At 47.6% G+C, this 16,514-nt stretch carries 17 protein-coding genes; 13 read left to right on the forward strand and 4 right to left on the reverse strand.

The annotated features are described in order from the left end of the window. The first annotated feature begins 43 nt into the window (after positions 1 to 43). Together radA and fusA are read left to right on the forward strand one after the other, a co-directional pair. The gene (gene radA, locus J0X00_RS14980) at positions 44 to 1,423 is read left to right on the forward strand and encodes a DNA repair protein RadA (RefSeq protein ID WP_282477105.1); all 1,380 of its coding nucleotides are present in this window, start codon (positions 44 to 46) and stop codon (positions 1,421 to 1,423) included. Positions 1,424 to 1,788: 365 nt separating this feature from the next. Next, positions 1,789 to 3,876, forward strand: a complete 2,088-nt coding sequence (gene fusA, locus J0X00_RS14985; protein WP_282477106.1) for an elongation factor G — start codon at positions 1,789 to 1,791, stop codon at positions 3,874 to 3,876. Between the two features lie 179 nt (positions 3,877 to 4,055). On the opposite strand, the gene J0X00_RS14990 is transcribed toward fusA, so the two are convergent. Continuing rightward, positions 4,056 to 4,988 (reverse strand): LysR substrate-binding domain-containing protein, encoded by a 933-nt coding sequence (locus J0X00_RS14990; protein ID WP_282477107.1) that lies wholly within the window; start codon positions 4,986 to 4,988, stop codon positions 4,056 to 4,058. Positions 4,989 to 5,086: 98 nt separating this feature from the next. On the opposite strand from J0X00_RS14990, the gene J0X00_RS14995 reads away from it, so the two are divergent. Beyond that, a complete protein-coding gene (locus tag J0X00_RS14995; protein ID WP_136483401.1) occupies positions 5,087 to 5,293 on the forward strand; it encodes a DUF1127 domain-containing protein in 207 nt (68 codons plus the stop codon). On the opposite strand, the gene J0X00_RS15000 is transcribed toward J0X00_RS14995, so the two are convergent. After that, positions 5,290 to 6,195 carry a LysR substrate-binding domain-containing protein gene (locus tag J0X00_RS15000; protein WP_282477108.1) on the reverse strand — a complete coding sequence of 302 codons (906 nt, stop codon included), beginning with the start codon at positions 6,193 to 6,195 and terminating at the stop codon, positions 5,290 to 5,292. The two genes, J0X00_RS14995 and J0X00_RS15000, sit on opposite strands and share 4 nt — an antisense overlap. Positions 6,196 to 6,293: 98 nt before the next feature. On the opposite strand from J0X00_RS15000, the gene J0X00_RS15005 reads away from it, so the two are divergent. Further along, a complete protein-coding gene (locus J0X00_RS15005) occupies positions 6,294 to 6,482 on the forward strand; it encodes a hypothetical protein (RefSeq protein WP_282477109.1) in 189 nt (62 codons plus the stop codon). Positions 6,483 to 6,561: 79 nt separating this feature from the next. Here the strand turns inward: J0X00_RS15005 and J0X00_RS15010 are convergent, their stop codons facing one another. Both J0X00_RS15010 and J0X00_RS15015 read right to left on the reverse strand, forming a co-directional pair. Continuing rightward, a complete protein-coding gene (locus tag J0X00_RS15010; protein WP_282477110.1) occupies positions 6,562 to 8,247 on the reverse strand; it encodes an AMP-binding protein in 1,686 nt (561 codons plus the stop codon). A 201-nt stretch (positions 8,248 to 8,448) separates the two neighbouring features. After that, positions 8,449 to 9,189 carry an AraC family transcriptional regulator gene (locus J0X00_RS15015; RefSeq protein WP_282477111.1) on the reverse strand — a complete coding sequence of 247 codons (741 nt, stop codon included), beginning with the start codon at positions 9,187 to 9,189 and terminating at the stop codon, positions 8,449 to 8,451. Positions 9,190 to 9,746: 557 nt separating this feature from the next. Here J0X00_RS15015 and J0X00_RS15020 point away from each other — a divergent pair. The 9 genes from J0X00_RS15020 (at position 9,747) to J0X00_RS15060 (ending at position 16,510) form a co-directional block, all read left to right on the forward strand. Beyond that, entirely contained in the window at positions 9,747 to 9,929 is a 183-nt protein-coding gene (locus J0X00_RS15020) for a Flp family type IVb pilin (protein WP_282477112.1), read from the forward strand. A 74-nt stretch (positions 9,930 to 10,003) separates the two neighbouring features. Beyond that, the gene (locus J0X00_RS15025; RefSeq protein ID WP_282477113.1) at positions 10,004 to 10,534 is read left to right on the forward strand and encodes a prepilin peptidase; all 531 of its coding nucleotides are present in this window, start codon (positions 10,004 to 10,006) and stop codon (positions 10,532 to 10,534) included. 39 nt (positions 10,535 to 10,573) lie between these two features. Further along, a complete protein-coding gene (locus J0X00_RS15030) occupies positions 10,574 to 11,911 on the forward strand; it encodes an AAA family ATPase (protein ID WP_282477114.1) in 1,338 nt (445 codons plus the stop codon). Beyond that, complete coding sequence (gene cpaB, locus J0X00_RS15035; RefSeq protein ID WP_282477115.1) at positions 11,908 to 12,654, forward strand: Flp pilus assembly protein CpaB; 747 nt, start codon at positions 11,908 to 11,910, stop codon at positions 12,652 to 12,654. The genes J0X00_RS15030 and cpaB overlap by 4 nt, the downstream gene beginning before the upstream one ends. Before the next feature lie 8 nt (positions 12,655 to 12,662). After that, positions 12,663 to 14,132 (forward strand): type II and III secretion system protein family protein, encoded by a 1,470-nt coding sequence (locus J0X00_RS15040; RefSeq protein ID WP_282477116.1) that lies wholly within the window; start codon positions 12,663 to 12,665, stop codon positions 14,130 to 14,132. A gap of 12 nt (positions 14,133 to 14,144) precedes the next feature. After that, the gene (locus J0X00_RS15045) at positions 14,145 to 14,414 is read left to right on the forward strand and encodes a hypothetical protein (RefSeq protein WP_282477117.1); all 270 of its coding nucleotides are present in this window, start codon (positions 14,145 to 14,147) and stop codon (positions 14,412 to 14,414) included. A 15-nt stretch (positions 14,415 to 14,429) separates the two neighbouring features. Further along, entirely contained in the window at positions 14,430 to 15,599 is a 1,170-nt protein-coding gene (locus J0X00_RS15050) for a pilus assembly protein TadG-related protein (protein ID WP_282477118.1), read from the forward strand. Then, complete coding sequence (locus tag J0X00_RS15055; RefSeq protein ID WP_282477119.1) at positions 15,600 to 16,034, forward strand: TadE/TadG family type IV pilus assembly protein; 435 nt, start codon at positions 15,600 to 15,602, stop codon at positions 16,032 to 16,034. Next, positions 16,031 to 16,510, forward strand: a complete 480-nt coding sequence (locus J0X00_RS15060) for a TadE family protein (protein WP_282477120.1) — start codon at positions 16,031 to 16,033, stop codon at positions 16,508 to 16,510. Before J0X00_RS15055 ends, J0X00_RS15060 begins: the two co-directional genes overlap by 4 nt. Positions 16,511 to 16,514 lie beyond the last annotated feature (4 nt).

The following is a 16,514-nucleotide window of genomic DNA, read 5'->3' on the forward strand; positions in this document are numbered from 1 at the left end:
TCACAGCTTTTAAACATTTTTCAGGTTTGAGGTTTAAGTTTTCATGGCTAAAGCTAAACGTGCCTACGTCTGTAATGACTGTGGGGCTGATTTTCCGCGCTGGCAAGGGCAATGTAACGCCTGTGGCGCCTGGAATACCATTTCAGAAGTTCGTCTGGCGGCTTCACCGCAGGCAGCACGCAATGAACGCCTGAGTGGTTATGCCGGCAGCGCGACGGAAGCCACGGTACAGACGCTGGCGGAAATCAATCTGCAGGAAGTGCCGCGTTTTACCAGTGGTTTTAAAGAGCTCGACCGCGTACTTGGCGGCGGCATCGTCCCGGGCGCGGCAATCTTGATTGGTGGTAGCCCGGGCGCGGGTAAATCGACCCTGCTGCTGCAAACCATGTGTCTGCTTTCGGCCCAGATGACGACCTTATATGTCACCGGCGAAGAGTCGTTGCAGCAGGTTGCTTTGCGCGCTTCACGACTCGGTTTACCCAAAGAGCATCTTAAGATGCTGTCGGAAACGAATGTCGATCGGATTTGCCAGATTGCTGAGCGCGAGCAGCCGCGCATTATGGTGATTGACTCGATTCAGGTGATGCACGTGGCTGACGTACAGTCCTCACCGGGCAGTGTGGCTCAGGTGCGAGAAGCGGCGACGGCGCTGACCCGCTATGCTAAGCAAAATAACGTGGCGGTATTTATTGTCGGCCATGTGACCAAAGACGGTACGCTGGCCGGGCCTAAAGTTCTGGAGCACATTATTGACTGTTCAGTCCTGCTCGATGGTGGCACTGACAGCCGCTTCCGTACCCTGCGCAGCCATAAAAACCGTTTCGGTGCGGTGAATGAGCTCGGGGTGTTTGCCATGACTGGCCAGGGCCTGCGAGAGGTGAGTAACCCGTCGGCAATCTTCCTGTCACGTGGTGAAGAAGCAACCTCAGGCAGTTCGGTGATGGTGGTGTGGGAAGGCACGCGCCCGCTGCTGGTGGAGATTCAGGCGCTGGTGGATTACTCCCAGTTGGCCAACCCGCGCCGGGTTGCGGTCGGTCTGGAGCAGAACCGTCTCTCTCTATTATTAGCCGTGCTGCATAAACACGGTGGTTTGCAGATGGCGGATCAGGACGTGTTCGTCAATGTGGTCGGCGGCGTTAAGGTGACAGAAACCAGTGCTGACCTTGCTTTGCTGATGGCGCTGTTGTCGAGTTTCCGTGACAAGCCGCTGCCGAAAGATGTGGTGGTGTTTGGTGAAGTCGGTCTGGCGGGGGAAATTCGTCCGGTACCGAGCGGGCAGGAACGCCTCAATGAAGCCTTTAAGCACGGCTTTAAGAAAGCCATCGTACCGATAGCCAATATGCCCAAAGGCGGTATCGAGGGCATGCAGATTCACGGGGTACGCAAATTGTCGGAAGCGATCAGTGCGTTTGATGAACTGTAATCAGAACATGAGTTAAAGAGGGGCCGGGTTTGGTCCGGACGGGGGAGGTCAGAATATTTATCAGGTCCCCTCGCGTGATGGCGTGCTATCACCTATATTTCATCAGCATAGACCGAACATTTCAGCAGCAATAACCGGGTCTATACCCAAACAACTTGGAGTGGCCGGTAGGCGGCAAATGAGTGAATCCCTATGAGCATAGAGACACGATGTGATTGGGGGGAATGAAGGCAGCCAACACCGCTGCAGCTTCAAGTAGTAAGGGTATAAATATTTTTTTTCAGCAAATGGACGCAGGGGTATCAGTCTTGATGGATTGTGATATACTCTGCGCGCACTTTATACCTTATTAACAGAGTAAGACAATGGCAGATTTATCGAAATACAGAAACATTGGTATTTTCGCGCACGTTGACGCGGGTAAAACCACTACCACTGAGCGTATTCTTAAGCTTACTGGTAAAATCCATAGAACTGGTGAGGTTCACGATGGTGAATCTACTACAGACTTCATGGAGCAGGAAGCAGAGCGCGGTATTACTATCCAATCAGCTGCGGTAACTTGTGAGTGGAAAAACCACCGTCTAAACGTTATCGATACTCCTGGACACGTTGACTTTACAGTAGAAGTATACCGTTCTCTGAAAGTTCTTGATGGCGGTATCGGTGTATTCTGTGGTTCTGGCGGTGTTGAACCTCAGTCAGAAACCAACTGGCGTTACGCGAACGAATCAGAAGTATCTCGTCTGATCTTCGTTAACAAACTGGACCGTATGGGTGCAGACTTCTTCCGCGTTGTAGAGCAAGTGAAGAACGTACTGGCGGCAACTCCGCTGGTAATGACTCTGCCTATCGGCCGTGAAGATGACTTCGTGGGTGTGGTAGACGTACTGAACCGTCAAGCATACGTATGGGATGACTCAGGTCTGCCAGAAAACTACGAAATCAAAGAAGTTCCAGCAGACATGGTTGATCAGGTAGAAGAATACCGTGAATACCTGATCGAAACTGCTGTTGAGCAAGATGACGATCTGATGATGGCTTACATGGACGGCGAAGAGCCTTCTATCGAAGACATCAAACGTTGTATCCGTAAAGGTACTCGTGACCTGGCGTTCTTCCCAACTTTCTGTGGTTCTGCATTTAAGAACAAAGGTGTTCAGCTGGTTCTGGACGCGGTTGTTGATTACCTGCCAAACCCAACTGAAGTTGATCCACAAGATCTGACTGATCCAGAAACTGGTGAACCAACTGGTGAAAAAGCGATCGTAGACGCTGCAGAACCGCTGAAAGCGCTGGCATTCAAGATCATGGATGACCGCTTCGGTGCTCTGACTTTCATCCGTATCTACTCAGGCGTGATGAAGAAAGGCGACACTGTACTTAACTCTGCAACAGGTAAAACTGAGCGTATCGGCCGTATGGTTGAGATGCAAGCAGATGACCGTACTGAAATCACTTCAGCACAAGCGGGTGACATCATCGCAGTTGTTGGTATGAAGAACGTTCAAACTGGTCACACACTGTGTGATCCAAAACACGAATGTACTCTTGAGCCAATGATCTTCCCAACTCCAGTAATCTCTATCGCGGTTTCTCCGAAAGATAAAGGTTCTACTGAGAAAATGGGTATTGCGATCGGTAAGATGGTTGCAGAAGATCCATCATTCCAGGTTGAGACTGATGAAGATTCAGGCGAAACCATCCTGAAAGGTATGGGCGAACTGCACCTGGACATCAAAGTAGACATCCTGAAACGTACTTACGGCGTTGAGCTGGAAGTGGGTGCTCCTCAGGTTGCTTACCGTGAAACTATCACTAAAGCAATTGAAGATAGCTACACGCACAAGAAACAGTCTGGTGGTTCTGGTCAGTTCGGTAAGATCGATTACCGTATCAAACCAGGTGAGCCAAACTCTGGCTTCACTTTCAAATCAACTGTCGTTGGTGGTAACGTTCCTAAGGAATTCTGGCCAGCAGTTGAGAAAGGTTTTGAAGGCATGATGCAGCACGGTGTGCTGGCTGGCTTCCCTACTCTGGACGTTGAAGTAGAACTGTTCGACGGTGGTTTCCACGCAGTTGACTCATCTGCAATCGCATTTGAAATCGCAGCGAAAGGCGCATTCCGTCAGTCTATGCCTAAAGCGGGCGCGCAACTTCTTGAGCCAATCATGAAAGTTGACGTGTTCACTCCAGATGACCACGTTGGTGATGTAATCGGTGACCTTAACCGTCGTCGTGGTATGATCCGTGACCAACAAGCTGGCGCAACTGGCGTACGTATCAAAGCAGACGTTCCTCTTTCAGAGATGTTCGGCTACATCGGTACTCTGCGTACTATGACTTCTGGTCGTGGTCAGTTCTCTATGGAGTTCGAAAAATACGCAGCATGTCCAGCAAACGTTGCTGAAAAAGTAATTGCTGAAGTTAAAGAGCGTAACGCGAAGAAGTAATTCTTTAAGTTAAACGCTTTAAGCTAAGTAATAACAAAGCCCCGTTAGTGCAAGCTAACGGGGCTTTTTCTTTTTTCTTTTTTCTTTTTTCTTTTTTATTAGCGGACTTAAGGACTTAAGGACTTAAGGACTTACGGACTTACGGACTTACGGACTTTCGGCTTTGTTCTGCGGTGAAGTTACAGATCAAACCGGGTGTCACGCACTTCCCCCAGATAAGGGTAACGCTGCTGAAACTGGTTGATTTGTGCTTGTAGCCAGCGGTGAAAAGCCTGGATCTTCGGACGTTTAAAGTAACCATTGGGCGCGCACAGATAGAACTGGAATCTGGGTTTGAGCGCCACATTACCAATCTGTACCAGTTTGCCTTCTTCGATATAGCGACACACGGTCGCATGTTTGACCAGCGCCACACCCTGCACCGCTAACGCGCCTTCCAGCACAAACTGGGAACCGTTGTACTGCAGCGTCGGCTGGTTGCTTGGCAGACCGACATTTTTCAGCCACAGCCCCCAGTCCATATCTGGCCAGATGTCCTCGATCAAATCGGCGCGTACCAGATCTTCCAGTTGATAAATCTGATGTTGCTGCTGATAAATCGGGTGACAAACCGGGTATAGCACTTCATCCATCAACCACTCCGATCGCACGTTTTTATAGTCGCCGCTGCCGTAGCGGATACAGACATCGACACTGGAGTCCTGAAAATTGACCAGTTGGCTGGTGGGTTCTATCAGCAGCGAAATATCAGGGTTATGGGTACGAAAATCACCGATCCTCGGTACCAGCCAGTGCTGGGCGAAAGAAGGCAGAGTCGAAATAGATAACTGGTGAGGGGAGGGATCCTGATTGATAAGGCGAATGCCTTCCTGCAGATGGGCAAAGCCTTTTTGCGCCTGCTGATAGAGCACGTTGCCTTCGTGAGTGAGCTGAATTTTACGATGCTGGCGGATAAACAGTTCTGCACCGAGCCACTCTTCAAGCAGACGAATCTGCTGGCTGACTGCCGCGGGAGTGACAAACAGCTTCTCTGCCGCCAGTTTGAAACTGCCGCTTTCTGCCGCGGTATAAAAATAGAACAGCCCCTGTAATGGCGGTATACGTTGACTCACATTAGTTTTCCTTAACTGAATGGCAAAATCTATCGTTTGTGGAAATAGCGGTTAATGACGATTATTAGTCACAACCGAGCAGGGTTCAAGGAGGACTTATGAAGGCTGTGAATCTAGAAACCAGAGTGACAGAACAGAGTGAATTATCCGGTTGGCTTAACGCATTCTTAAGTCAGTTGCGACGTTGGCATCGCAACTACCGCACTCGCCGCCATCTGGCAGAACTTCCGCCCCACCTGTGGAAAGATTTGGGGCTGGAGTATGAACAGGTGATGGCGGAAGTGAACAAGCCGTTCTGGCGTTAAGCCAATGATGTCTGAGCTAATTCCCGTCGTAGCCAGTCGCTGAATGCTTCAATTCGCGCTGCGCGGGAAGAGGAGGGATCGCTGATCAAGCTGTAACGCACGCCGGGAGTCAGGCCGATCTCGAACGGTTTAACCAGTACGCCGCGTTGCACATAGTCAGCGGCCAGGTTATCGGTAGCCAGGCACGCACCGTGTCCGGCGATCACCGCATTAAGCGCCATATCAAAGGTACTGACTTCCATCCATTGCATGGTCTCTTTGCTGACCGTGACTCCGGCCGTTGCAAACCACTCGGACCAGGGAAAGCTTTGTGAATCGAAGTGGATCAGCCAGCATTGCAACAGTTGATCCGGATGGACCAGTTGCAGAGATTGTGCCAGCTGCACCGAACAGAACGGATAGACTGGCTCTTCATGGAGAAATTCCTGCTTCAAGCCGGACTCGGTGACATCTTCATTCCCCTGCCAGATAGCCACATCAATTGCGCTGTGGCGGATGTTCGGGCTGTCACAATCGGTGATAAGGCGAATCGGAATATAGGGATGTTCCATGGTAAAGCGCCACAAGCGTGGCATCAGCCAGCGTGAGGCGAAAGAGGGCGGGGTACGTACGCACAGTATGCCTTCCAGTGGTTCATTCTGAATCTGGTTCAGTCCGGTAATAATGCGTTCAAAGCCCTGACTGACTTGCAGATACAACTGCTGGCCTTTTTCGGTCAGCAACATTTCCCGCCCCTGGCGCATAAACAGCTTACAGCCCAGTTGCTGCTCTAACTGACGCAGTTTTTGACTGACGGCAGCCTGAGAGACAAACAGCTCTCGCGCAGCTTCACTGTAACTTTGGTGGCGGGCCGCCGCTTCAAAAAAGCGCAGCCCGGAAAGGTGACGTAACCGGTTGTCCATAACTTCTGCTTATATGACGAGTGGTGAATGATCGTTCGTTTCCGGACGGGAATATTTCCATAATACGACTAACAAAGCAGTGGGTACAGGAAGTAAGCATGACAACCAGCACAAAAAACTTGCGGCAAACATTCAGCTTAAGGCGTGTAATTTCAGGATTATGGCGCAAGCTAAGCGGGGACAAGCAACAGCCGCAACAATCATTACCGTTAAATGAACACCTGCGTAAGGATATTGGTTGGCAGGAAAAGCCGCCTCACCGCCACGATTACAGAGACTATCTGTAATGCGGACTATAAAACTGGCTTATTCAGATTGAAAAATAAGGGAGCTTTGATTGCTCCCTTTTGCTGTTGTGTCACAGGGCTAGTCTTCCCAAACGACAAGTTGCCCTTTTGGCCAGTTCTGGCCCACTTGGTGATACTTTTGCTCCAGCACGTGGCGCTTTATTTTCAGGGTCGGGGTGAGAATGCCGTTCTCAATGCTCCACGGCTCTTTAATCATCAGCACGCCCTTGATCTGTTCATGGGATTCGAGCTGTGCATTCATCTTGGCGATGACTTTCTCAGTGCTGCGCTCATAACGCTGGCGGTTAAAGTTCGTAAAGTCATGCGGCACGACGAGCAGGATCGGTGCCGGCAGTCCGAGCCCGATCAGGCACATCATTTCTACCCGACTATATTCAAACAGCTTCTTCTCGATCGGCACCGGTGAGACAAACTTACCTTTGGCGGTCTTGAAGGTATCTTTTTTACGTCCCTGAATCGAGAGAAAACCCTCACTGTCGAGTGTGCCGATATCTCCGGTATGCAGCCAGCCCTGATTGTTGAACGACTCTTTACTGGCAATGTCGTTCTTATAATAGCCGGCGAACAGCCCCTGGCTCTGCACCATGATTTCGCCGTCATCGGCAATTTTTATTTTTACCCCCGGCCCGGCGTTACCAACGGTACCGATTTTATCAGCCCGGAACGGATAGTTGAGTGTGCTGTAGGCAAAGGATTCCGTCATGCCCCAGGCTTCAGTAATGTTGAGACCCAGGCTGTGATACCAGGCCAGTAGCGCCGGCGACACCGGCGCAGAACCGCAGCCCAGCACGCGCGCCTGGTCTAAGCCCAGTCCTTTGGCTATCTTCTTCTTGATCAGCGAATTGACCAGCGGGATCTTAAGCAGCAGGTTTAATTTTGCCTGTGGCAGCTTGTCCTGAATCCGCTGCTGGAACAAGGTCCACAGACGCGGCACGGAGATAAACAGTGTCGGGCGCTGCATTTTGACATCATCAATGAAAGTATCGAGCGATTCCGGAAACGCCGTAGGTACGCCGCCCATCACGGAGGAACCAAAGATATAAACCCGTTCGGTAATATGAGCCAGCGGCAGATATGAGAACAGGCGGTCATTGGGTTCAATGCCGATATGGTTAATCAGTTGCTGTACCGACCAGCAGAACCCGCCGTAGGTCAGCATGGCGCCTTTGGGAACCCCGGATGTACCGGAGGTGTAAACCAGAGACATCAGTTTGTCCTCGCTGTGCTGAGGACGAAATTCACTGGGCGTATGCTCGGCAATCAGCTTGGTATAGCGATGCTGACATTTTGGCGCTGAGTCATAGGGCAGTGAAATGGTGATTAAGTCAGGCAGATGAGTCAGCACCTGTTCGGTTGCTTTGCCATCATCCAGTTTCCCGGCGATCAGAATCTTACTTTCACTGTGGGTGATGCAGTATTCGATCGTTTCGGCACCTGCGGTCGGGAAGATGGGGACACTGACAAAGTCACCCAGCATCATGGCCAGATCGCAGATAAACCACTCAGCACAGTTTTTCGAGACCAGGGCGATTTTATCGCCGGGCTCGGCACCGAGTGATTGTAAAGCCGAGACCAGTCTCAGCGCCTGATCGGCCACTTGCGCAAAAGTAAAGGTGACAAACTGGCGGTTAATAATCTGTTTGAGATAGATTTCGTCCGGACGCTGTTGCGCCCATTTTAAAATCATCTCGTCGGGTGTGTGGAGAGCACAGTTTGATTTGCTCAATGTGTTAGGTTGGATCATTCTCTAACTCCTGGCTGCTCGCCTGTCCGCCTGTCTGCAGAGAGCTCAGGTCGTCAGTAAAGTCAGCATTGGTTTGGCAAAACGAGTTTATTGTTATGTTAAATTTTTGTTAACTTTAGCAGTAAGCACTGTGCAAATAAAGCCTTAATTACACGGACTTATACCCAAAGTGTTACCAGTGGTAAGCGCCTGACAGGGCGTTCAGCGCGAATGAAGCTGGCGAAAAGCGCCGGGGCTGATGCCGGTTTTCTTTTTAAAGATACGCGAGAAGTAAGACACATCCCGGTAGCCGCATTGATAAGCGATAAAAGCGATTTTGGCATTTTTCTCATCCACCAATAATCTCTTGGCCATGGCGATACGTTTATCGCAGATGTAGTCGCGAAAGCTGACGCCAATCACTTTGTGAAAGCGTTTTGAAAAGTACGAGATAGAATAGTGGCAGTATTCGGCAATATCTTCTTCACGGATTTCTTTAGTAATATTCAAATCAATATAACGCAGAATATCTAACATCTCTTTACTTAGACTATGTGGAGATTTAGGTGAATGCAGAACTTGTTGCTCAATGGTCTGCTGGTCAACGTTATTGTTAAGCTTCTCGCAAATACCAGAGATAGCCATCGAGGGTTCATCCTCACTGATATCAAGCAGGGCCAGAACGGGTTCTTGGTGGCCGATACTGTTTTTGTATGAGCCATCGTGAATAATGATCAAGTACTTGTTTAAATTCATACAGATCTTGAGTGAAGTCAGCAGTAACCCCTGGCAGCGATCCTTCTGATAAAAAAACAGCGCATAGGAGACATCAGGTTCACTAAGGACCGAGACATCACTGCCGTGCTCAACCACATCGAAATAGTGCTTACACACGTCCTGAACACGCCGTGGGAGCGTCGTCAGCGGACTACCTAACCAGTGACCCTGATATTTTCCTGCCATACCGAATTCTCACACCACAGATTTTCACACCAAGGTTCTAAAGTCATAGCTTCTAAAGTCATAGCTTCTTCTAAAGTTATAGCTTCGAAAGGCACAGATTCTAAAACCACACTAGTTGCCACCCGAGAAAGCAAGAGGCTTAATTGTAAGCCTAGAATTAAGCCAAAAAAGTGCAAATAAACCTCCCAAGGTCTTAGGTCAAATAATTGGTTTAGCGCACATTTCCAAGTGATCAATGGTTGAATATGCAATGTAACTTTATTGTGTTTGTTTCACTAATGAGAATGTTGCTGGTGACTGTTTATGGCCTGTTTACCGAGTAATAAAGCGAAAAATATCAATATAACAGTGCGTGTTGTTACTACTAAAGGGTATTAAACGCTATTTGTGCCAAATATTTCGCATCTTTAAATGATTTTTAAATCAATAGTTAGTGAGTATTTTGTTACTTAATGTTAAAGAAAGTACCAAACCCTGACAAAAAAGTCCTAACCGCTACTGATAGAACTATCTAAATTGAATATGAACATTCAATGTGTCAGGAAGGAGACCAAATCATGAATAAGTTCACTCAAGCGATTAAAAACTTTTGGCAAGATGAAGAAGGGTTGACAGTAGTTGAATATGTAATTGGTGCGGGTTTATTGGTAGTAGCCTTAGCTGGTCTGTTTGCAACAATGGGAACTCAGTTACAGACAAAAATAACAGCCATTATTGGAAATATTGCTGACGGTTCATAGACTGATTTTAGATATCAACACACAGCCAGAGAGGAATATGACTCTTAATCTACACTAGGTTCGAAGGTGGCAATATGGTTATGGATATATCCCTCTGGCTTCTTTTATTTATAGTAGGCATTAATGACGCGAAAGAGCATCGTATACCTAATTATCTTCTTGGCCTGATTGTACTGCTTGTGACATTAAAGCTCACAGTTTTAAAAGGAGATGTTGATACTTTTCTTCTTCATCTCCTTTCGATGTCTATGTTTTTTTCTATAGCTCTACTATTCCATTTTTGTGGCTGGATGGCACCAGGAGACGTAAAGTTACTAGCTATAGTTGGATTTATTTTTGGCTTTAATGATTTACTGAACTTAGTATTTTGCATAGGTGTTAGTTCGGTATTTATAGGTTGTATGTATTGGGTTTTAAATAAAATTATAATATTTAACAAAGAAATAAGTATCGATGGTTTTTTCAGAGCCTTACTCTGCTTCAGTGCTAAACCATATCGGAGTTTTATTGTTTGCGATCTGAAAGATAATCGGCTGGTAATGCCATTTGCTCCAGTTGTTGTTTGTGGAGTCGCTTTAGCACAATATTTACATTTTTCGTTTTGAACTTTGCGTGACAAAGATTAGAAACCAAGGAGTCAGTCAATGGGCACATTGGTGATAGATAATATTCATCGAACGGTTTTAACGCCACAAGCCAAAGCTCCTGAGGTGCCAGTAAGTTTTGATGACTTGAAAGTACCGAAAGCAGTACTGGAAAACTTGGTGTTAAAGCATCTCTCTGCTTATCCCAAAATCGATGTTCTGCAGCTTAGCAAGTATTTATGCATCAGCAGCCACCTGGTGGAAGAGTTGCTCGCCTTACTGAGACTGCGTTCATTGGTCGAGGTATTTCAGGCAGAGTCACACTCTACTGTTGGCCATGTCAGATACGGTTTATCTGAGACTGGTGGACGGGAAGCTGAACGCGCATTTTTAAGAGATGCATACATAGGGCCGGCTCCGGTTTCGCTGGATGATTATAATCAGATGGTTTCGGCCCAGGATGTGCGTTCTAAGATTATTACTCGTCCGGATGTCGAACACGCTCTGAGTGATGTCTATGGTTCAGAACGGCTAATTTCGGTGTTGGGACCGGCGATTAATTCAGGGCGGGCACTGTTACTCTATGGAGATGCCGGGACCGGTAAAACTTTTGTCGCCACCCGATTGCTCAACTCGCTCAACACATCGGTTTATATACCACATGCCGTGTATGCAATGGGCAATGTTATCAAAGTTTATTCTCAGCAGCACCACGTCAGAGTTGAAGAAAGTAAAGGCTTAGATTCTTTGTCTTTTAGGGATCAACATGATCAGCGTTGGGTGTTGTGTGAGAGGCCAAGTATTCAGGTCGGTGGGGAGCTTACCATGGATATGCTGGAAGTGAATCATACTGAGCACAACAGAGTCTGGATGGCACCGCTGCAGATGATGGCCAATAACGGTATTTTCATCATTGATGACCTGGGGCGTCAACCGTTTCCGGTCGATGCTATTCTGAACCGTTGGATTGTACCGATGGAGTATTTTTATGACTACCTGTCATTGCCAAACGGTCAACAAGTGACTATCCCTTTTATACTGACCTTAGCGTTTTCCACTAACTTGGATCCGGAAAGGATCAGTGATCCTGCGTTCTTGCGTCGGCTAGGATATAAGATTCAGTTCCATCCTCTGGAGAGAACCGAATACCACGCCTTGTGGGAAGATATGGCTGCAACCAAAAATATGACTGTTCAATCATCGTCTTTTGATGCGCTTTATGATTTGCATCGTCGGCATAACATAGGATTTTATCCCTGCCTGCCAAAAGACTTACTTGGGATTAGTCGAGACATCGTTGCTTTTGAAGATACTCAACCCGTTGTTACGCCAGAAATTTTGCAGCGCGCCTGGGAGGTTTACTTCACCGCCGATGGCAAAGGAGGAGGTACCAGATGAGTCGCAATCAAGTGGTTTTATTACTGTTGGTCTCAATATTGTTGGGACTGGGAGCAGTGTTTTTCGCCAAGCAGTGGATGGATAACCAAGTTAAGCCCACAACCGAAGTCGAAGTGGTAGAACGTGTGCCAGTTATTGTTGCCGCTACAGAGATACCGGTGACGACGGTGATTGAAGCCCAGCATCTGACAACACGTCTAATAGAGAAATCGTGGACTAATGACAATCAGTTTAGTGATCCGGCGGATGTTATCGGAAAAATTGCTTCTGAGACTTTGTATCCGGATGAAGTTGTCCTGAACCAAAGGTTAAGCATTCCTGGTGAAGGTGCCACTCTCGCTGCTGTTCTGCCGGAAGATAAACGTGCAGTAACGATCCGGGTTAATGATGTGATTGGTGTGGCGGGGTTTTTGTTGCCTGGCAATAAAGTGGATGTATTGAGCACTGTTAAGTATGGAAAGAACTCCGCGAATACAGATACGGTTCTTAAGGACATTAAAGTTTTGGCAGTTGATCAGACCGCACGTACCAGTGACAACAAACCGGTGATCGTACGGGCCGTCACGTTAGAAGTCTCCCCTAAAGAAGCTGAAAAGCTTTTAAGTGCCAAAAGTAAGGGAGACATACAGCTCGCTTTGCGTAACCCGCATGCCATCGAGCCGAAAGTGGTGAAATACGTTCCGCCACCAAGTGTCACGATTATCAAGGGAACGGACACATCCAATGTGCGTGTAAGGAATTGAGGTGAGTTATGAAAAACATATTAGTCATTCTGACTGTGTTCTTTACATTCAGTGTCTGGGCAGCTGCGACTCAGAGCGGTAAAGTGGTCACCGTTCCGCATCATAAATCGACCCATGTACTGCTGCAGGGCAATGCGAGTCGGGTTTCTCTGGGTGACCCTGAAGTGCTGGATATTGTGATGCTTAAATCCAATGAGCTGTTTTTGATTGGTAAAAAACTGGGTTCAACCAATCTAATGGCCTGGGATCGCCGCGGGCAGCTAATTGAATCGATCAATATCGAAGTGACCCACGATGTGAATAGCCTCAAAGCCAAGCTCTACGAGTTTCTGCCGGATGAGAATATCGCGGTACACAGTTCGCAAAACCGTCTGATACTGAGTGGCCAGGTCAGCTCGCAAGACAAGATGAATGTTGCGCTGCGTTTGGCAGAAACCTATGCCGCAGGCGAGTCGGCAGATAAAGAAACCGACTCGCGTAACAAAGAAGCGGAGAAAACCGGTGTGGTTAATCTGATGAGCATCGGTGGTGCGCAGCAAGTGATGCTGGAAGTCACTGTCGCTGAAGTGCAGCGCAGCCTGGTGCGCCGTTTGGACTCTAATTTCCACTTTTTCCAAAACAACGGCAAGTTCTCCTGGGGCGGTACATCAGCTGGTGGTTATATTGATGACATAGCCCCTGGTGTGATTGGTCCGGTGTTTAACTCACCAACCATCGAAGGCACCGGATTGCTGTCTACGTTTATTGACGGAGACACCTTGTTTACCCTGGCACTGGATATCGCTAAAGAGAATGGCGTGGCAAAAGTGTTGGCCGAGCCGAACCTGACTGCGTTAAGCGGGGCTAAAGCTGAGTTTCTGGCGGGCGGCGAATTTCCTATTCCAGTGCCTGACGACGATGGCATTACCATTGAATATAAGCCCTATGGTGTCGGACTGAAATTTATCCCCACTGTGCTGAGCGATAAAAAAATCAATCTTAATATGGCGGTGGATGTGAGTGAAATAGCCAGTTCGACTACTTTAACGTTTACGCCTACCGGTTCTAATGCTGCCTATTTTATCCCGCCGATTACCCGGCGTAGCGCTTCCTCTACTCTCGAGCTGGCTGATGGCCAAACTATCGGTATTGCCGGTTTACTGAGTGAGAACGTGCGCGACTCCATTTCTAAAATGCCAGGGCTGGGTGATATTCCGTTGCTGGGGCAGCTTTTTAACAGCCAGGAGTATATTTCTGGTGAAACCGAACTGGTTATTCTGGTGACCCCAAGACTAGCTAAACCGATTGATCGCTCTAAAGTGACGTTACCCACGGATGCCTTTGTTGAACCTACTGATATGAAGTACTACTTACTCGGACAAGGTGCATATCTGGCTTCACCCGGTGATGTAAAACGCACTCGGGCTTCTTCCTCCTATGACCCTGCGGTCACTGCAGGTAAAGGCGGTTCGGAAGGCTCATTCGGCCACGGGTTATAGGGAGAGAAGAGTATGAAAACGACGCTACTGATCGGTATGGGTATTACATTGGCCATGAGTGGATGCGCTAATCAGAGCCACGTTGGGGTGCAAAAGTTAGGCGGACACGTTGCGCAAATCAGAGAGTTGCAAACCTACAACCCGAACGCAACTCAGGAGAATATGACAATCATTCCCGATGGTAATGGTGAGCGGATGGAAGATGCCTACAGTATCTATACCGGCAAAAAGAGTGAAGATTTAAAAGGATCATCGACCAGTCAGATCATTACTGGTTTTTAACCCGGAGAGGGTGCTATGAAAACTCAATTTAAACCTGGACGTTCGGTTCCAGGACATAAACGAAGCCGGCGCCAACAAGGTGTAGTAGTTGTGATTGTCACTATTGCCTTGTTGGCGATGCTTGGTGCGGCTGCACTAGCCATTGATATTAATCATGCGTTTATGAACCGGACGAAACTTCAAAACGGGGTCGATGCTGCTGCTCTGGCTGCAGCCGTTGTTCTAAATAAAAGCGGAGTTGACCAGAACACGGTTCAGAATGCAGCCAGTCAGGCAGCAAAAGATGCGTTGACCAAAATGGGACAGTCTTCGGGCAATGCAGAAGTGACGGTTCCGGATGCAAATATTGCAGTGACTTTCAATAACGATTCTCGCTTTACCGGTGGTAGCTGTGTGCTGGGGGGGGATTGCTATGTACGAGTGGCTGTCAGTGATCTGACATTACAAAGTTTTTTCATCCAATTATTCACCGATACTAAAGCAATCAGTGCCAGTGCCGTTGCCGGCCCTAGTGCAGGGGGCGATACCTGTAATGTCGTGCCTATGGCTATCTGTGCGAATGATGCTTCGGATGAAGAAACCGCAGGGTTTGAAGACGGGGTCAATTATGACATCAAACTAAGTGAAAATAACTCTGAAATGGGGCCGGGGAATTTTCAGTTATTAGATTTGGACGTGGATGAGAGCGCAAATAAAAATGCCAAAGACAACCATATTCGCAATCAATTAGCGGGTAACTTCCAAGGCTGCGTAGGTAAAAATGATATTGTTACTACTAAGCCCGGCAATACCATTGGTCCTGTTGGGCAAGGTATCAATACCCGATTTGGCGAATACAAAGGCGGAACAAGCAGCAGTGATTTCTCTTCTGATGGCGTAACCACTGAAAACATTACTCATGATGAATATTTAGCCAACGATTTACACAATGGGCGAAGAGAAATTGCTGTACCTATCGTTGATTGCAGCTCTCCGAGTTCTGGCAGTCAGGATTTCTCTGTGGTCGCTGTGGGCTGTTTTTTCCTGGTTGAGAAAGCCCCTGATAATAATAGCGGTAAAGACTCCATTGTGGGTGAGTACATGTACGACTGTACGGTACAAAACAGCCACAATGATGGTGAAAGTAATACCGGCGGCTCTTATCGTATCGTCTTGTATAAAGATCCTTTAAATGAGGATTCATAAATGAAAACGACGCGTGTGAAAAATATCAAAGGGTTAGCCTCGATCGAGTTGTTGATTGTTTTACCCGTATTGTTGTTGATACTGGCAGCCATCGCTGAGTTTGGCAATGCTTTCATCCGTTACAACATATTGAGTAAAGCCGTACAAAATGGTGCTCGTATGGCTGTCACTGAGGTTTACGGTACCGCAAAAGCAGAAAATATTGCTTCCGATGAGAAGATTAAGCAAGCGGTTATGTATGGGAGTCCAAAGACAGTAGTGGACACGCAGCCAATACTTGAGGCAATGACCGTGACCGTAACCTATAGTACAGGCGATGATTATGTTGTGGTTACCGGCACATATCCTTATCAGCCGCTGGTTGGTCCATGGCTAAACGATCTTTTGTCGGATGTAACTTTGACTGCTTCTGCCGTGATGAGGGTGACACAATGACGAGAAAGTTAAACAATCAGCATGGCCTGACGGTGATTGAATTTACTATTGTGGCCACTGTTCTGCTAATTATTTTATTTGCTATTTTTGAAATTGCGGTATTTGTTTATTCATTACAGACGCTCAATGATATCAGTCGGCGCTCAGCACGTATTGCTACAGTCTGTGTAGTTAATGATAGCGAGATTAAAACGTTAGTGTTTAGTGAATGGACGCCTAAAGATTTTACCGCTGATAACATAGAGATTAATTATCTTGACGAAGATGGAGATGTGATTGTTGATCCTGTTGCCGGGCATATCAATATTCGTTATGTCAGAGCCAGAGTTATCAATTACGATTACGGGTTTTCTGGGGCTCTTGGCTTTTTAAGTGATAATGGTGTTATTACCGTACCAGATTTTCAGACGACACTGCCTGCTGAATCTTTGGGAGTATTAAGAGTCGACGATCCAGACGCGAAGACGGATTGTTAAGGAG

It is taken from the genome of Vibrio sp. ABG19 (genome assembly GCF_029962385.1).
Taxonomy (GTDB): domain Bacteria; phylum Pseudomonadota; class Gammaproteobacteria; order Enterobacterales; family Vibrionaceae; genus Vibrio; species Vibrio ostreae.

What these genes read in the sequence shown, in the direction of transcription:
- J0X00_RS15050 (WP_282477118.1), top strand. Translation starts at nt 14,430, where the DNA reads ATGAAAACTCAATTTAAACCTGGACGTTCGGTTCCAGGACATAAACGA.
- J0X00_RS15060 (WP_282477120.1), top strand. Translation starts at nt 16,031, where the DNA reads ATGACGAGAAAGTTAAACAATCAGCATGGCCTGACGGTGATTGAATTT.
- J0X00_RS15030 (WP_282477114.1), top strand. Translation starts at nt 10,574, where the DNA reads ATGGGCACATTGGTGATAGATAATATTCATCGAACGGTTTTAACGCCA.
- J0X00_RS14995 (WP_136483401.1), top strand. Translation starts at nt 5,087, where the DNA reads ATGAAGGCTGTGAATCTAGAAACCAGAGTGACAGAACAGAGTGAATTA.
- J0X00_RS15020 (WP_282477112.1), top strand. Translation starts at nt 9,747, where the DNA reads ATGAATAAGTTCACTCAAGCGATTAAAAACTTTTGGCAAGATGAAGAA.
- J0X00_RS15025 (WP_282477113.1), top strand. Translation starts at nt 10,004, where the DNA reads ATGGTTATGGATATATCCCTCTGGCTTCTTTTATTTATAGTAGGCATT.
- J0X00_RS15045 (WP_282477117.1), top strand. Translation starts at nt 14,145, where the DNA reads ATGAAAACGACGCTACTGATCGGTATGGGTATTACATTGGCCATGAGT.
- radA (WP_282477105.1), top strand. Translation starts at nt 44, where the DNA reads ATGGCTAAAGCTAAACGTGCCTACGTCTGTAATGACTGTGGGGCTGAT.
- J0X00_RS15015 (WP_282477111.1), bottom strand. Translation starts at nt 9,189, where the DNA reads ATGGCAGGAAAATATCAGGGTCACTGGTTAGGTAGTCCGCTGACGACG.
- fusA (WP_282477106.1), top strand. Translation starts at nt 1,789, where the DNA reads ATGGCAGATTTATCGAAATACAGAAACATTGGTATTTTCGCGCACGTT.
- cpaB (WP_282477115.1), top strand. Translation starts at nt 11,908, where the DNA reads ATGAGTCGCAATCAAGTGGTTTTATTACTGTTGGTCTCAATATTGTTG.
- J0X00_RS15000 (WP_282477108.1), bottom strand. Translation starts at nt 6,195, where the DNA reads ATGGACAACCGGTTACGTCACCTTTCCGGGCTGCGCTTTTTTGAAGCG.
- J0X00_RS15040 (WP_282477116.1), top strand. Translation starts at nt 12,663, where the DNA reads ATGAAAAACATATTAGTCATTCTGACTGTGTTCTTTACATTCAGTGTC.
- J0X00_RS15055 (WP_282477119.1), top strand. Translation starts at nt 15,600, where the DNA reads ATGAAAACGACGCGTGTGAAAAATATCAAAGGGTTAGCCTCGATCGAG.
- J0X00_RS15010 (WP_282477110.1), bottom strand. Translation starts at nt 8,247, where the DNA reads ATGATCCAACCTAACACATTGAGCAAATCAAACTGTGCTCTCCACACA.
- J0X00_RS15005 (WP_282477109.1), top strand. Translation starts at nt 6,294, where the DNA reads ATGACAACCAGCACAAAAAACTTGCGGCAAACATTCAGCTTAAGGCGT.